Genomic DNA, 14029 nt, shown 5'->3' on the forward strand with positions numbered 1-14029 from the left:
CCAAGGCGCATTTGATATATATATTGCAGTTTGTTTCTGGAGGTTTTTATGACAAAGCCAATAAAAAAAAGAGAGAAGAAAATAGGGATTAAGCAAAAACTAAAGTTTCAAGAGCTGCAGGATTTGCTCAACATCCAATTTGAGAATGAGCATCTATTAGTTCAAGCTTTTACACACTCCTCTTATGTTAATGAACACCGTATTAAATCATCAGAAGATAATGAAAGATTGGAGTTTCTTGGAGATGCCGTTTTGGAACTAACAGTGTCCCATTATTTATTTAATAACTATCCCTCAATGAGTGAAGGGGATTTAACTAAACTGAGAGCCGCAATCGTTTGTGAACCATCTTTAGTGAATTTTGCTCATCAACTTTCCTTCGGAGAGTATGTGTTATTAGGAAAAGGGGAAGAACTGACAGGCGGAAGGGCAAGACCAGCGTTACTCGCTGATGTGTTTGAATCATTTATCGGAGCGCTGTATCTTGACCAAGGGTTAGATAAAGTGATTGAGTTCCTTCAAAAAGTCATTTATCCGAAAATTTCGGAAGGTGTTTTTTCCCACGTGATGGATTATAAAAGCCAACTTCAAGAAATCGTTCAAAGAAACGGACAAGGTTCCCTTGAATATTTAATCATCCAAGAAAAAGGTCCTGCACACAATCGTGAGTTTGTTTCGCGTGTAGCCTTAAATGGTGAAATTCTTGGTACTGGAGTAGGTAAATCGAAAAAAGAAGCAGAGCAAAAAGCTGCAAAAGAAGCACTTGATGAATTAAAAAAAGAAAGAAACTAAAATAAACTCAAACGTACTGTTACTTAGTTTTTTATCCGTTTGGTGAAAGACTTGGAACCAGTATGCTTGAGTTTAACTTTGTTCAGTAGAGGTCACCCACTGCCATAAGTGGTGGATTAATTGATCTTTACTAGTGCGCCTTTTCTTTTATAGGGAGGAACAATACATGCATTTAAAGCGTTTAGAAATAGTTGGTTTCAAAGCATTTGCTGATCGAACTTCAGTTGATTTTGTTCCAGGTGTAACAGCTGTCGTAGGACCGAATGGCAGTGGAAAAAGCAACATAACTGATGCTATCCGTTGGGTTTTAGGGGAACAATCTGTTAAGTCATTAAGAGGTTCAAAAATGGAGGATATCATTTTTGCGGGCAGTGATACAAGAAAGCCTCTTAATGTTGCCGAGGTGACCTTAACCCTTGAAAATGATGATCAATTTTTACCAATTGATTACCATGAAGTGAGTGTAACAAGACGGGTATACCGCTCCGGTGAGAGTGAATTTTATATAAATAAACAATCATGCCGCCTAAAGGATATTGTTGATTTATTTATGGATTCTGGGTTAGGCCGTGAAGCATTTTCAATCATCAGCCAAGGAAAGGTTGAGGAAATCCTCAGCAGCAAATCAGAAGATAGGCGTACCATTTTTGAGGAGGCTGCTGGGGTCTTAAAATACAAAACGAGAAAGAAAAAAGCCGAGATTAAATTATTTGAAACACAGGATAATTTAAACAGGGTTGACGATATTCTCCATGAAATAGAGGGCCAGGTAGAACCGTTAAAGGTACAATCCTCGATTGCCAAGGATTACTTGGATAAGAAAGAGGAGCTTGAAAAAACGGAAGTCGCATTGACCGTTTATGAAATAGAAGAATTACACGGAAAATGGGAGTTTCTATCAAAGCAATTTGAGGAGCATAAGGATGTTGAAATCGAGCTTTTAGCGAAGGTGCAAAAACAAGAGGCCGACATGGAAGCCCTTCGTGAAAACATTCAAGTGCTCGATGATTCGATCACCGAGCTTCAAGAAGTATTGCTTTTATCCAGTAATGAATTAGAAAAACTGGAGGGGCAAAGGGAGGTTCTAAAAGAGCGGAAAAAAAATGCCACTCAAAATCGTTCCCAACTTGAACAATCAATCGAAGATTTAAAGACGAAAACAGCAGACTATGAATCACAAATATCTATTCAAACGATAGTCTTAGCTCAATATCAATCTGAACTTCAAATTCTAAAAAAAGACTTAGAGAGCTGTGAGGAACAGCTTTTGGCAGTAAGCCATGATATTGAAGGCGAGCTTGAAAATTTAAAAAGCGATTACATCGATTTATTAAACAACCAAGCTTCCTTAAAAAATGAAAAAAGTCACTTGGATGACCAGCTAAAGCAATTGGATGGCAAGAAAGGGAGACTCGACCAGGATAACGAGAAATACTTGCTACTAAGAAAAAAATTAGAAGATAAAAAATCGGATTTACGTGCCAATGCTAAGCGAAAACAAGAGGAACTTCAAGCTCAAGTTTTAAAATATAAACAGTTGGAGCTTCAATTAGAAAAACAGCGGGATGAATACCACAAAAAAGAAACGCAGCTTTACCAAGCCTATCAATATTTACAAAAATTTAGATCAAGAAAAGAAATGCTTGAGGAGATGCAGGAAGACTATTCAGGTTTTTTTCAAGGTGTTAAAGAAGTGTTAAAAGCCAAACTGCCTGGTATCCTCGGGGCTGTTGCTGAATTAATTCATGTTGAAAAGCAATATGAAACAGCAATCGAAATAGCACTTGGCAGCGCCATGCAGCATGTGGTTGTTGATCATGAAAATCATGCCCGGGAAGCAATAGCTTTTCTAAAGAAACATCATCATGGCCGGGCTACATTTTTACCATTAAGTGTTATAAAGGGGAAAACTCTGCCCTTTACTCAAACATCGATGCTTGAACAACATCCGGCATTTATTGGTATAGCCTCTTCTTTGGTTACCTATGATAGCAAATATAATAATGTTATTGAGAACTTATTAGGAACCGTTATGATTACTGTTGACTTAAAAGGTGCCAATGATCTGGCGCGATTAATAAATCATCGCTATCGCATTGTAACTCTTGAGGGTGATGTAGTAAATCCCGGTGGCTCAATGACAGGTGGGTCGATTAAACAAAAAACAACTTCATTATTTACCCGTCAAAGAGAGTTGGAAGATTTAGTTAGCAAATTACCTGATATGGAACGGAAAACAGAAATCCTAGAACAACAGGTAAAAGTATTAAAAGAAGAAATTCATGAAAATGAAAATCAGCTGGCACACTTAAAAGAAATTGGTGAAACTTTTCGTATTGAAGAACATCAAATTAAGGGCGATATAAGAGAGTTAGAAATAGAAGAGAAAAATATCAATGAACGCCTCAAGCTTTATGACCTTGAAATAGAAGGATTTAATAAAGAAAAGGAAAGTGCCAATAAAAAACTGGATGAAGTAATCGAAAACCTTGCTAGATTAGAGGATAAAATTACATCCATTGATGAACAAATGACGATCCTTGCCAGTCAAAAGAAAAATCAACAAACATCTAAAGAAGCATTACAGCAAAAAGTAACGGAATTAAAAGTGTTAGCCGCTGAAAAAGGACAATTAGTTAAAAATCAGCAAGAGCAAGTAAATCGACTTCATGACGAAAAAACAATAACGATGAATCAATTAAAACTCGTGACATCGGACTTGGAGTTTTTAAATGATAAAATGAGTACCAATGTTTCAGGTGAAGGAAAGCTTGATGAACTAATTATTCAAAAAGCAAAGGAAAAAGACAGAACACTTACACTTATTACGAGCCGTAGGGAAGAAAGACTTGAGCAGCAATTGAAACTGGAGGATTTATCCCGGGAAAATAAAGAATTAAGACGGCAACATAGGCAAATGGTTGATGCGACAAAGGAAGAAGAAGTCAAAATAAATAGGCTTGACGTGGAGTTAGAAAATCGTTTAACCCATTTGCGTGAGGAGTATATGCTTTCCTTTGATGCTGCCAAGGAAAAGTATCCACTAACATTGGATATTGACGAGGCTAAACGAAAAGTAAAATTAATTAAAATGGAAATAGAAGAATTAGGGACCGTTAATCTTGGTGCAATCGAAGAATATGAACGAGTATCAGAACGTTATCAATTCTTAACTGAGCAGAAAAATGATTTAATGGAAGCGAAAAATACGCTGCATCAAATCATCGATGAAATGGATGAGGAAATGAGGAAACGTTTTGAACACTCCTTCTTTAGTATAAAAGCAGAATTTGAGCAAGTGTTTAAAGAGCTTTTTGGTGGTGGGCGAGCTGATCTCGTGCTTACTGCTCCGGAAGACTTACTTAACACAGGCGTCGATATTGTTGCCCAGCCACCTGGTAAAAAGCTTCAAAATTTGGGACTATTATCTGGTGGGGAACGTGCGTTAACAGCGATCGCCCTATTATTTGCCATCCTAAGGGTACGGCCGGTTCCGTTTTGTGTTTTGGATGAGGTTGAAGCAGCCCTTGATGATGCCAACGTTTCCCGTTTTGCTGCTTATTTAAAGCAGTTCAGCAAGGAAACTCAATTTATCGTCATTACCCATAGAAAAGGTACAATGGAGGAAGCAGATGTGCTTTACGGAGTTACCATGCAGGAATCCGGCATATCCAAGCTCGTATCCGTACGTCTTGAAGAATCAAAGCAGTTAATAGAAGGTTAACAAAAAGGAGGCTACATTTTGAGCTTTTTTAAAAAATTAAAAGAAAAGATTTCTCAAAAAACAGATGTAGTAACAGAAAAATTTAGGGATGGTTTGTCAAAAACAAGAAATTCTTTTTCCGAAAAAGTGAATGATCTCGTTTCACGCTATCGCAAAGTAGATGAGGAGTTCTTCGAGGAACTAGAAGAAATTTTAATCAGCGCTGATGTCGGCGTTACAACAGTAATGGATTTAATAGACGTTCTCAAAACCGAAGTTAAAAAACGAAATATCCAAGACCCGAAGGACGTTCAGGCTGTCATTTCCGAAAAACTGGTTGAATTATTCACTGATGATAATGATGAAAAGGTGGAAGGTTTAAATATCCAGCCAGATGGGTTAACAGTGATCCTATTTGTTGGAGTAAACGGTGTCGGTAAAACAACGACGATTGGAAAATTAGCTCATAAACTTAAAAACGAAGGAAAATCTGTACTACTAGCAGCAGGTGATACATTCCGTGCCGGAGCTATAGAACAATTAGAGGTATGGGGAGAGCGTGTCGGTGTTGAGGTCATTAAACAATCGGAAGGCTCTGATCCAGCCGCTGTTATGTTTGATGCGTTGCAGGCTGCGAAATCAAGGAAAGTTGATATCTTAATTTGTGATACAGCAGGACGCTTACAAAATAAAGTGAATTTGATGAAGGAGCTAGAAAAAGTTAAACGTGTGATTGAACGTGAGGTTCCTGGTGCTCCTCACGAAGTTTTACTTGTTCTAGATGCAACAACGGGACAAAATGCAATGAGTCAGGCAAAGCAATTTAGCGAAGCAACGAATGTAACCGGAATTGTGCTGACAAAACTCGATGGAACCGCAAAAGGTGGTATTGTTCTTGCGATTCGCCACGAATTGAAAACTCCTGTTAAATTTGTGGGACTTGGCGAAAAAACGGAAGACCTGCAAGAATTCGATCCAGAGCAGTTTGTATACGGGTTGTTTGCTGAAATGGTGGAAAGCTCTGAAACTGAAGACAAAGAAGTATAAAGTGTTTTTACTTGACATTACAGGTGGGGCAGTGTATATTTAAACCCGTAAAGGGAATTCACTTAACAAGGAGGGCACGGTGCATGCTCGAAAAGACAACGAGGGTAAATTATCTTTTTGACTTTTATCAATCCTTGTTAACAAAGAAGCAACGGAATTATATGTCATTGTATTACCTTGATGATTTTTCCCTTGGAGAAATCGCTGAGGAATATGATGTCTCAAGACAAGCTGTTTATGACAATATTAAGCGTACAGAGACGATGCTTGAAGATTATGAAAGTAAGCTACATCTTTTTGAGAAGTTTCAAGAAAGGCAAGAAATCATCCAAAAGCTAAAGCTTTGTTACAATAATCAACAATTAGATAGGGAAGCTATTAATGAATTGATGGATGCCCTTGAGAAATTAGATTAGGAGGCGGCCGCTATGGCGTTTGAAGGATTAGCCGACCGACTGCAAAATACGATCCAGCGAATTCGTGGCAAAGGGAAAGTAACTGAAGACGATGTTAATGAAATGATGCGCGAAGTGCGTTTAGCACTGTTAGAAGCAGACGTTAATTTCAAAGTCGTCAAAGACTTTATCAAGCGAGTGAAAGAACGGGCTGTAGGTCAGGAAGTAATGAAAAGCTTAACACCTGGCCAGCAAGTAATCAAAGTTGTTCAAGAAGAACTAACCGAACTTATGGGAGGTTCGCAAAGTAAAATCGCGGTCAGCAACCGTCCGCCAACCGTCGTCATGATGGTAGGTTTACAGGGTGCTGGTAAAACAACGACGACTGGAAAACTTTCAAATCTTTTAAGAAAAAAATATAATCGAAAACCTTTACTTGTAGCTGCTGATATTTACCGGCCTGCTGCTATTAAACAGCTTGAAACACTTGGAAAGCAGTTAAACATTCCTGTTTTCTCGTTAGGGGATCAGGTTAGCCCAGTTGAAATTGCAAAGCAGGCAGTCGAAAAAGCAAAAGAAGATCATCACGACTATGTATTAATTGATACAGCTGGTCGTCTTCATATTGATGAAACCTTAATGGATGAGTTAAAGCAAATTAAGGAACTTGCGAAGCCAGACGAAATCTTTCTTGTAGTTGATGCAATGACAGGACAGGATGCTGTTAATGTAGCTGAAAGTTTTAATGAACAGCTTGGTTTAACGGGCACGATCTTGACAAAACTAGATGGTGATACTCGCGGTGGTGCTGCCTTATCCATTAAAGCAGTAACCAATATTCCAATTAAGTTTGTTGGTATGGGTGAAAAGCTAGACCAATTGGAGGATTTTCATCCAGAACGGATGGCTTCGAGAATACTAGGAATGGGTGATGTGCTCACCTTAATAGAAAAAGCACAAGCCAATGTTGACCAAGAAAAAGCAAAAGAATTAGAAGAAAAAATGAGAACAATGAGCTTTACGTTTGATGACTTCTTAGAACAGTTGGCTCAAGTTCGCAAAATGGGTCCTTTAGATGATTTGATCGGCATGTTGCCGGGTGCTAATAAAATTAAAGGCTTAAAAGATTTGAAGGTAGACGAAAAGCAAATTAAGCATGTTGAAGCGATCATTCAATCGATGACAAAGAAAGAAAAAGTAAATCCAGAGATCATTAATGCCAGCCGGAAGAAACGAATTGCCAAAGGCTCCGGCAGAACCGTTCAAGAAGTCAATCGCTTGCTTAAGCAATTTGAAGATATGAAAAAAATGTTTAAGCAAATGAGCAACATGAACGTTAAAGGCAAGAAAAAAGGATTTAAATTTCCGTTTATGTAATTTCTAATAGGTGTCAATAAATTTTACTTTACAAATGAATCAAAACTTGATAGTATTTAAAAATGTGTAAAACATAATGGAGGTAGATTTAATTATGGCAGTAAAAATTCGTTTAAAACGTATGGGTCAAAAAAAGGCTCCTTTTTATCGTGTAGTAGTAGCTGATTCTCGTTCACCACGTGATGGACGTTTCATTGAAGAAATTGGAGTATACAATCCGGTTGCTAACCCAGCTGAAGTAAAAATCAATGAAGAAGCAGCACTAAAATGGTTACAAAATGGTGCAAAACCATCTGATACAGTACGTAACCTATTCTCTACTCAAGGCATCATGGAAAAATTCCACAACTTAAAGCAATCTAAGTAAGTTGTGTGATAACTATGATCGATTTAATTGAAACGATAGTTAAGTCACTTGTCGATTACCCTGATGATGTTGTTGTAAAAGAACAGGCAGACGAGCGAAAAGTCACATACAGCTTAACAGTTCATAAAGACGACGTAGGAAAAGTAATTGGTAAACATGGGCGTATAGCCAAAGCGATTCGGACAGTAGTTTATGCTGCTGCAACGAATGAAAGTAAAAGAATACACCTAGAAATTATGTAAGGGCGAGGATCAACCTCTCCCTTTTTTCATACCTTAAATCGTCTAGGAGAAAAGATATGAAAATTATTAGAAATATTGTTGTAAAGCAAATTTTGACTGAGAAAAGCAAACAAGAATTATTCATTCGATTTGAACAGCAAATTGAACAACTGAATAAGGAAATTGGGCAGCTTCGGTTTGAAAAGAAAAAGTATGAGAAAACTAAAAAAGCGCAGGCATCCCCGCTGGATGCGTCCCGATTTGATAAAGAAATCTCCAGTAGAATCGAAAAGTGCAAGTTATTACAATTTCAACTGGAACAATTAGAAATTCTGCCCGTTGGCACAGAGCTAAAAGAATCAGAAGTTCAAGGAATAGTGGAAATTAATGAAGGGGACAATTGGGGAGAACTTACAAAGGAACGAACGATTGTAATAAAGGATGGAATAATAGAAGAGATTAGATAGACGGGAGGTCTTTCGGTGGCAAAATATTTTAATGTCGGCAAAATTGTAAATACTCAAGGGATTAAAGGAGAAATTCGAGTAATTTCTTCAACTGATTTTCCTGAAGAACGCTTTCGAAAAGGGAACATTCTATATATAGAAGTTGCGCCGAATGATTTGATCGAAGTAAAAGTATCCTCACATCGGCTGCATAAAAATTTTCATCTGCTGACATTTGCAGGGTTCAATAACATCAATGACGTTGAAAAGTATAAAGGGAAAATGCTAAAAATCAGCGAAGATCAGCTTAATGATTTAGATGAAGGTGAATTTTATTACCATGAAATCATCGACTGTGAAGTATTTACAGACGATGGTGAAAAGCTTGGAACAATTAAAGAAATACTTTCACCAGGTGCGAACGATGTCTGGGTTGTAAAAAGGCCTGGGGACAAGGATTTGCTTTTACCATATATTGAAGATGTCGTTAAGGAAGTTGACGTGGAAAATAAAAAAGTAATAGTTCATTTAATGGAAGGATTACTGTAAATGAAAATCGATGTTTTAACTTTGTTTCCGGAAATGTTTCATGGTGTATTTGGTCATTCGATTTTGAAAAAAGCTGAAGAGCGTAATTTTGCAACATACCATGTACATAATTTTCGTGAGTTTTCTAAGAATAAGCATCAAAAGGTAGATGATTATCCATATGGTGGCGGAGCAGGGATGGTTTTGACACCGCAACCTATCTTTGATGCCGTTCATCACTTAACAAAAGATATGGAAAAACGTCCTAGAATTATTCTCATGTGTCCACAAGGAGAAAAGTATACTCAAAAGAAAGCGGAAGAATTAGCCGGGGAGGAGCATCTTATCTTTATTTGCGGGCATTATGAAGGCTATGATGAGCGGATTCGTGAATTTCTAGTGACGGATGAGCTATCCATTGGTGATTATGTATTAACAGGTGGCGAATTAGCCAGTATGGTCATTATCGACAGTGTTGTTCGCCTTCTTCCTGGGGTTTTAGGGAATGAAGAATCAGCTCCATGTGATTCTTATAGCAGCGGGCTATTAGAACATCCCCATTACACGAGACCGACCGACTTTAACGGTATGAAGGTTCCTGATACATTATTATCTGGGGATCATAAAAAGATCGAAGAGTGGAGACGTAAGGAATCAGTTAGAAGAACATTTCTAAGAAGACCGGATTTGTTAGAAAATCGAGAGTTAACGGAAGAAGAAAAAAAGTGGTTGAAAGAGTTTAAGAATTGATAATAGCTATTGAAACAAGCGGTTGTTTATGATATATTAATCCTTGTGCTTGAACTTGTGTTCAAGTTTTGAAAACGATGTTCCGCTGTAATATCAGATATTTTTTACATGAGCATCTGTGTGGAAGGAGTGAAAACGATGCAACAATTAATTCATGACATCACTAAAGAACAATTAAGAGCAGACATTCCTGCGTTCCGTCCTGGAGATACATTACGTGTACACGTAAGTATTGTCGAGGGTACTCGCGAACGTATCCAGGTGTTTGAAGGTGTTGTTATTAAGCGTCGTGGTGGTGGAATCAGCGAAACATTTACAGTACGTAAGATCTCTTACGGTGTAGGTGTTGAACGTACATTCCCATTGCATACACCGAAAATTGCGAAGATCGAAGTTATGCGTCGCGGTAAAGTACGCCGTGCTAAACTTTATTACTTACGTAGTCTTCGTGGTAAAGCAGCTCGTATTAAAGAAATTCGATAATTTGATGAAGAAGGAGCTTGGTATTCAAGCTCCTTTTTTCCAACTTACTTTAGCTTTATTGATTTCATATTTTTATGTATTTTGGAGGAACGGTATATGTCCCAAAGCAAGAACGAGGTATGGGAATGGATTAAAGCACTAATCATTGCAGTACTGTTAGCGGGTGGAATTCGGTTTTTCCTATTTGCTCCTATCGTTGTTGATGGTGAGTCCATGATGCCGACATTACATGATCATTATCGGATGATTGTAAATAAAATCGGCTACAAAATTGGAAAGCCTGAAAGATTTGATATTGTTGTATTCCACGCTACCGAGGAAAGAGATTATATTAAACGTGTCATTGGTTTACCTGGTGATCATGTTGAATACAAGGATGACGTTTTATATATTAATGGAGAGCCGATTGAGGAGCCTTATTTGGACCAATATAAACAGGATGTAAATGGGCCTCTTACTAATGATTTTACACTTGAAGAGGTTACAGGCTTGGATAAGGTACCGGAAGGTCACATATTTGTTCTTGGTGATAACCGCCGTTTTAGTAAAGACAGTCGAATAATTGGCACTGTGGAAATGGAAAAGGTATTAGGGAAGACAAATATTGTATACTGGCCACCAAGTGATTTTCAAATCATCAAGTAGTAGGTGAATAAGAATGACAATTCAGTGGTTTCCTGGCCATATGGCAAAAGCGAAACGACAAGTAATTGAAAAATTAAAATTAATTGATGTTGTAATAGAATTAGTTGATGCCCGGATTCCTTATTCATCGAGAAATCCAATGATAGATGAAATTATTTCAGGAAAGCCAAGATTAGTTTTATTAAACAAAGCCGATCTGGCTGATCCTAAAAAAACGGATGAATGGATTATATATTTCGAAAATAAAGGATATAAATGTTTAGCCATTAATGCACAGACAAAAAATGATATGAAAAATATCATCTCCGAATGTAAAGCCTTAACTCAAGAGAAATTTGATAAAATGAGGGCTAAAGGTATAAAGAATACAAGGGCGATACGAGCTTTAATCGTTGGTATTCCAAATGTCGGCAAATCTACATTAATCAACCGACTAGCTAATAAGCCGATTGCCAAAACTGGAGATCGACCGGGTGTTACAACAGGTCAGCAATGGATTAAGGTCGGTAAAGAGTTTGAACTGCTGGATACTCCCGGTATTTTATGGCCTAAGTTTGAGGACCAGGAAGTAGGATATCGTCTGGCCGTAACGGGTGCGATTAAAGAAAATCTCCTCGACTTTCAAGATGTTGTCGTTTATGCATTGAAATTTTTAACAAAGTATTATCCTGATAATCTAAAGGAACGTTATCAATTAAATGAAATTTCAACAGAAATGGTAGAGTTGTTTGATCAAATAGGTAAATTTAGGGGTTGTTTGATGGGCGGAGGACTGATTGATTATGATAAAACCGCAGAGGTTGTCATAAGGGATCTACGCTCTGGAAAACTCGGCCGTTTAACCTTTGATCATCCATCCGATATAGAATGATAAGGTGTCAGTCACTTCCTGAACGTTAATTAGTCCGGGAAGAGAGCTCGACACCTTCTTTATTTTTTTCAAGGAATGCCGATATAAGTTATATCTTTACTCAGTAAAAAAGAAAGTGAGTTTGAGTTTTACTATGACTAAAACAATCAAGGAAATCGAAGAAATATTTAGGAGCAGTGAAGATTTTTTCAATGAAGAATTTTTAGCGGAAGTAAAAAGTGATAAGCGAAAGGGCGTCCAGCTTTTATATAGCAAGTGGTTAAAGAACAAGGCAGAGGAAAAAAAGTTAAAGGACAAATTTGAGCAAATGTCCATTTATGAAAACGAATTACGGCATCAACATATACATAGGATTGCCGGTGTTGATGAGGTGGGAAGAGGTCCCCTTGCAGGTCCTGTTGTATGTGCAGCTGTGATTTTGGGAGAGAAATTTTTCCTGCCGGGTATAAATGATTCAAAAGCTATATCAGAAAAAAAACGGGAACTATTTTATGAATATATTATAGAGAATGCTATGAGTGTTGGCATCGGTAGTGCATCGGCAATTGAAATAGATGAATTAAATATTTATCAGGCTACAAAACTGGCAATGACCCGTGCTATTAAGAAATTGGAAATTTCACCTGAGTATTTACTAATCGATGCAATGGAGCTCCCGCTTTCGATTCCGCAAAAATCAATCATTAAGGGTGACGCAAAAAGTATATCAATCGCGGCTAGTTCAGTTGTTGCCAAAGTAACTAGAGACCGTTATATGAAAGAGCTGGGTAAGAAATATCCGCAATATGGATTTGAAAGTCATATGGGTTACGGCACAAGTCAACATTTACAAGCGATCGAAAAATATGGAGTCATAGAGGAACATCGGCGTTCATTTGCCCCGGTTAAAGATTTATTTCAATTAGTATAATGATCAATATTTAGCGAAGGAGAGGGTAGCATTGATTCAATTTAATAATCTGCAATCATTTTTCCAAAACGAAAAACTGCCTACAGGGCAAATGGTTCCTTCAAAAGTGGGGAATAATAGTATAGATGACCTTACGTTATCGAAAACGGAAAGTGCAGATATAGAAGAGCAGCTTATTACCCTTCTGAAAAAAGTAGGAATCGCTGATACGAAAGCGAATCAACAATTGCTGCGGTTATTTCTAAATGAACAGTTACCAATCTCAAAGGAGTCGCTAAAAGCTGCATCGGAGTGGTTAAAAGAAATGGCCAAAGGCGATATGCCCAAAGCGCTCGAAGCAATAAAAATGACAGTTCAGAAAGAACTGCCATTAACCGGGCCCATTCTTAATAGTATGTTGGCACTACAGACAGAAGAAACGATAACGACTAATCTAGCTAAAGTCTTTGAAGCACTTATATCAATCAACCCAAAAACAAATACACACCAACAGTTAGAAGCATTGTTAATACAGCTTACGGAACCAAGTCTACATTTAGAAAATGGAAAAGACATAACCCAATTGTTCAAACGAACGGTGGAAGCTATAGGATTACAATACGAGCACGATATTAGTATTTTGGAAAAAGAACAAACGGCTGAAAATAAATTACTTGCATTGAAGCCTTTATTAATGAAAGCACTAGAGGAAACATCTAACCCTCATGCTAGAGATAAAATGGATCAGTTATTAACGAGAATTACCGGACTCCAACTCATTAATAGCGGACAGGAAGGACAATTTCAGCAATTGTTAATACATCTTCCAATATTGCTTGGAAATCATTCAACAGATGTCAGATTTAAGTGGATCGGGAAAAAACAACAGAATGGTCAGATTGATCCGGACTATTGCCGCGTATTATTTTATTTAGAATTGGAGCATTTACAAGAGATGCTAGTAGATGTTCATGTCCAAAATAGAATTGTAAATATCCGAATATACAATGATAATCCGAAGCTAAATCCGGTTATTAAAAGTGTTCAGCAGCTATTAAAAGATAAACTTGAAAATCTTCAGTATCATTTGTCCAGCATAATTGTTTCAACGAAAGAAAATGAAAATAATAAAAAACCAAAAACAACTGAAAAACTATCCACATTTTCACCATCAATGAATGGAGTGGATATTAAAATATGAAACAGGATCTCAGGATGAAAAGAAAAGAAGCAGTAGCACTTTCCTATGATATTTCCAAAGATTTAGCTCCAAAGGTTATTGCAAAAGGGAAGGGTGAAGTAGCGGATAATATATTGGAAAAGGCAAAGGAATTTAGTATTCCTATCCAAGAGGACCCGACGTTAGTTGAACTTCTTGGTCAACTTGAAATTAATGAAACGATACCAGAAGAATTGTATCAAGCGATTGCAGAGATCTTCGCTTTTATCTACAGAATTGACAAATCGATGAAAGATGTCGAATAATAAAATGGATATTAATATTATATTGTCAAA

The 14029-nt window shown here is 37.3% G+C and carries 16 protein-coding genes; all 16 read left to right on the forward strand.

What is annotated here, in order from left to right:
• The first annotated feature begins 48 nt into the window (after window positions 1-48).
• The 16 genes from rnc (at window position 49) to BAZO_RS15180 (ending at window position 13999) form a co-directional block, all read left to right on the forward strand.
• Window positions 49-792, forward strand: coding sequence for a ribonuclease III (gene rnc / locus BAZO_RS15105; protein WP_003332499.1), 744 nt, complete (start codon window positions 49-51; stop codon window positions 790-792).
• A gap of 166 nt (window positions 793-958) precedes the next feature.
• Window positions 959-4516: a chromosome segregation protein SMC gene (gene smc / locus BAZO_RS15110; RefSeq protein WP_003332500.1), complete on the forward strand. Its 3558-nt coding sequence runs from the start codon at window positions 959-961 to the stop codon at window positions 4514-4516.
• 18 nt (window positions 4517-4534) lie between these two features.
• The gene (gene ftsY, locus BAZO_RS15115) at window positions 4535-5542 is read left to right on the forward strand and encodes a signal recognition particle-docking protein FtsY (protein ID WP_003332501.1); all 1008 of its coding nucleotides are present in this window, start codon (window positions 4535-4537) and stop codon (window positions 5540-5542) included.
• Window positions 5543-5625: 83 nt separating this feature from the next.
• Window positions 5626-5958 carry a putative DNA-binding protein gene (locus tag BAZO_RS15120; RefSeq protein WP_003332502.1) on the forward strand — a complete coding sequence of 111 codons (333 nt, stop codon included), beginning with the start codon at window positions 5626-5628 and terminating at the stop codon, window positions 5956-5958.
• Window positions 5959-5970: 12 nt separating this feature from the next.
• The gene (gene ffh / locus BAZO_RS15125; RefSeq protein WP_003332507.1) at window positions 5971-7314 is read left to right on the forward strand and encodes a signal recognition particle protein; all 1344 of its coding nucleotides are present in this window, start codon (window positions 5971-5973) and stop codon (window positions 7312-7314) included.
• A 94-nt stretch (window positions 7315-7408) separates the two neighbouring features.
• The gene (gene rpsP / locus BAZO_RS15130; RefSeq protein ID WP_003332508.1) at window positions 7409-7681 is read left to right on the forward strand and encodes a 30S ribosomal protein S16; all 273 of its coding nucleotides are present in this window, start codon (window positions 7409-7411) and stop codon (window positions 7679-7681) included.
• A 14-nt stretch (window positions 7682-7695) separates the two neighbouring features.
• Window positions 7696-7923, forward strand: a complete 228-nt coding sequence (locus BAZO_RS15135; protein ID WP_003332510.1) for a KH domain-containing protein — start codon at window positions 7696-7698, stop codon at window positions 7921-7923.
• A gap of 56 nt (window positions 7924-7979) precedes the next feature.
• The gene (locus tag BAZO_RS15140) at window positions 7980-8369 is read left to right on the forward strand and encodes a YlqD family protein (RefSeq protein ID WP_003332512.1); all 390 of its coding nucleotides are present in this window, start codon (window positions 7980-7982) and stop codon (window positions 8367-8369) included.
• A gap of 15 nt (window positions 8370-8384) precedes the next feature.
• Window positions 8385-8897 (forward strand): ribosome maturation factor RimM, encoded by a 513-nt coding sequence (gene rimM / locus BAZO_RS15145; RefSeq protein ID WP_003332513.1) that lies wholly within the window; start codon window positions 8385-8387, stop codon window positions 8895-8897.
• On the forward strand, window positions 8898-9626 hold the full coding sequence (gene trmD, locus BAZO_RS15150) for a tRNA (guanosine(37)-N1)-methyltransferase TrmD (protein ID WP_003332514.1): 729 nt from the start codon (window positions 8898-8900) through the stop codon (window positions 9624-9626).
• Window positions 9627-9764: 138 nt separating this feature from the next.
• Window positions 9765-10109, forward strand: coding sequence for a 50S ribosomal protein L19 (gene rplS, locus BAZO_RS15155; RefSeq protein WP_003332515.1), 345 nt, complete (start codon window positions 9765-9767; stop codon window positions 10107-10109).
• 96 nt (window positions 10110-10205) lie between these two features.
• The gene (lepB, locus tag BAZO_RS15160; protein WP_003332516.1) at window positions 10206-10754 is read left to right on the forward strand and encodes a signal peptidase I; all 549 of its coding nucleotides are present in this window, start codon (window positions 10206-10208) and stop codon (window positions 10752-10754) included.
• 13 nt (window positions 10755-10767) lie between these two features.
• On the forward strand, window positions 10768-11625 hold the full coding sequence (gene ylqF / locus BAZO_RS15165; RefSeq protein ID WP_003332517.1) for a ribosome biogenesis GTPase YlqF: 858 nt from the start codon (window positions 10768-10770) through the stop codon (window positions 11623-11625).
• A 133-nt stretch (window positions 11626-11758) separates the two neighbouring features.
• Window positions 11759-12535: a ribonuclease HII gene (locus BAZO_RS15170; protein ID WP_003332518.1), complete on the forward strand. Its 777-nt coding sequence runs from the start codon at window positions 11759-11761 to the stop codon at window positions 12533-12535.
• Between the two features lie 31 nt (window positions 12536-12566).
• Window positions 12567-13715 (forward strand): hypothetical protein, encoded by a 1149-nt coding sequence (locus BAZO_RS15175; RefSeq protein WP_003332519.1) that lies wholly within the window; start codon window positions 12567-12569, stop codon window positions 13713-13715.
• The gene (locus tag BAZO_RS15180; protein ID WP_003332520.1) at window positions 13712-13999 is read left to right on the forward strand and encodes a FlhB-like flagellar biosynthesis protein; all 288 of its coding nucleotides are present in this window, start codon (window positions 13712-13714) and stop codon (window positions 13997-13999) included. The genes BAZO_RS15175 and BAZO_RS15180 overlap by 4 nt, the downstream gene beginning before the upstream one ends.
• The last annotated feature ends 30 nt before the right edge of the window (window positions 14000-14029 follow it).

It is taken from the genome of Schinkia azotoformans LMG 9581 (assembly GCF_000307855.1).
Classification (GTDB): domain Bacteria; phylum Bacillota; class Bacilli; order Bacillales; family Bacillaceae_J; genus Schinkia; species Schinkia azotoformans.

Bases quoted from the DNA above. Each gene is read 5' to 3' on its own strand.
- BAZO_RS15140 (WP_003332512.1), top strand. From the start codon at position 7,980: ATGAAAATTATTAGAAATATTGTTGTAAAGCAAATTTTGACTGAGAAA.
- BAZO_RS15180 (WP_003332520.1), top strand. From the start codon at position 13,712: ATGAAACAGGATCTCAGGATGAAAAGAAAAGAAGCAGTAGCACTTTCC.
- rplS (WP_003332515.1), top strand. From the start codon at position 9,765: ATGCAACAATTAATTCATGACATCACTAAAGAACAATTAAGAGCAGAC.
- BAZO_RS15170 (WP_003332518.1), top strand. From the start codon at position 11,759: ATGACTAAAACAATCAAGGAAATCGAAGAAATATTTAGGAGCAGTGAA.
- rpsP (WP_003332508.1), top strand. From the start codon at position 7,409: ATGGCAGTAAAAATTCGTTTAAAACGTATGGGTCAAAAAAAGGCTCCT.
- BAZO_RS15120 (WP_003332502.1), top strand. From the start codon at position 5,626: ATGCTCGAAAAGACAACGAGGGTAAATTATCTTTTTGACTTTTATCAA.
- BAZO_RS15135 (WP_003332510.1), top strand. From the start codon at position 7,696: ATGATCGATTTAATTGAAACGATAGTTAAGTCACTTGTCGATTACCCT.
- rnc (WP_003332499.1), top strand. From the start codon at position 49: ATGACAAAGCCAATAAAAAAAAGAGAGAAGAAAATAGGGATTAAGCAA.
- ylqF (WP_003332517.1), top strand. From the start codon at position 10,768: ATGACAATTCAGTGGTTTCCTGGCCATATGGCAAAAGCGAAACGACAA.
- lepB (WP_003332516.1), top strand. From the start codon at position 10,206: ATGTCCCAAAGCAAGAACGAGGTATGGGAATGGATTAAAGCACTAATC.
- ffh (WP_003332507.1), top strand. From the start codon at position 5,971: ATGGCGTTTGAAGGATTAGCCGACCGACTGCAAAATACGATCCAGCGA.
- smc (WP_003332500.1), top strand. From the start codon at position 959: ATGCATTTAAAGCGTTTAGAAATAGTTGGTTTCAAAGCATTTGCTGAT.
- trmD (WP_003332514.1), top strand. From the start codon at position 8,898: ATGAAAATCGATGTTTTAACTTTGTTTCCGGAAATGTTTCATGGTGTA.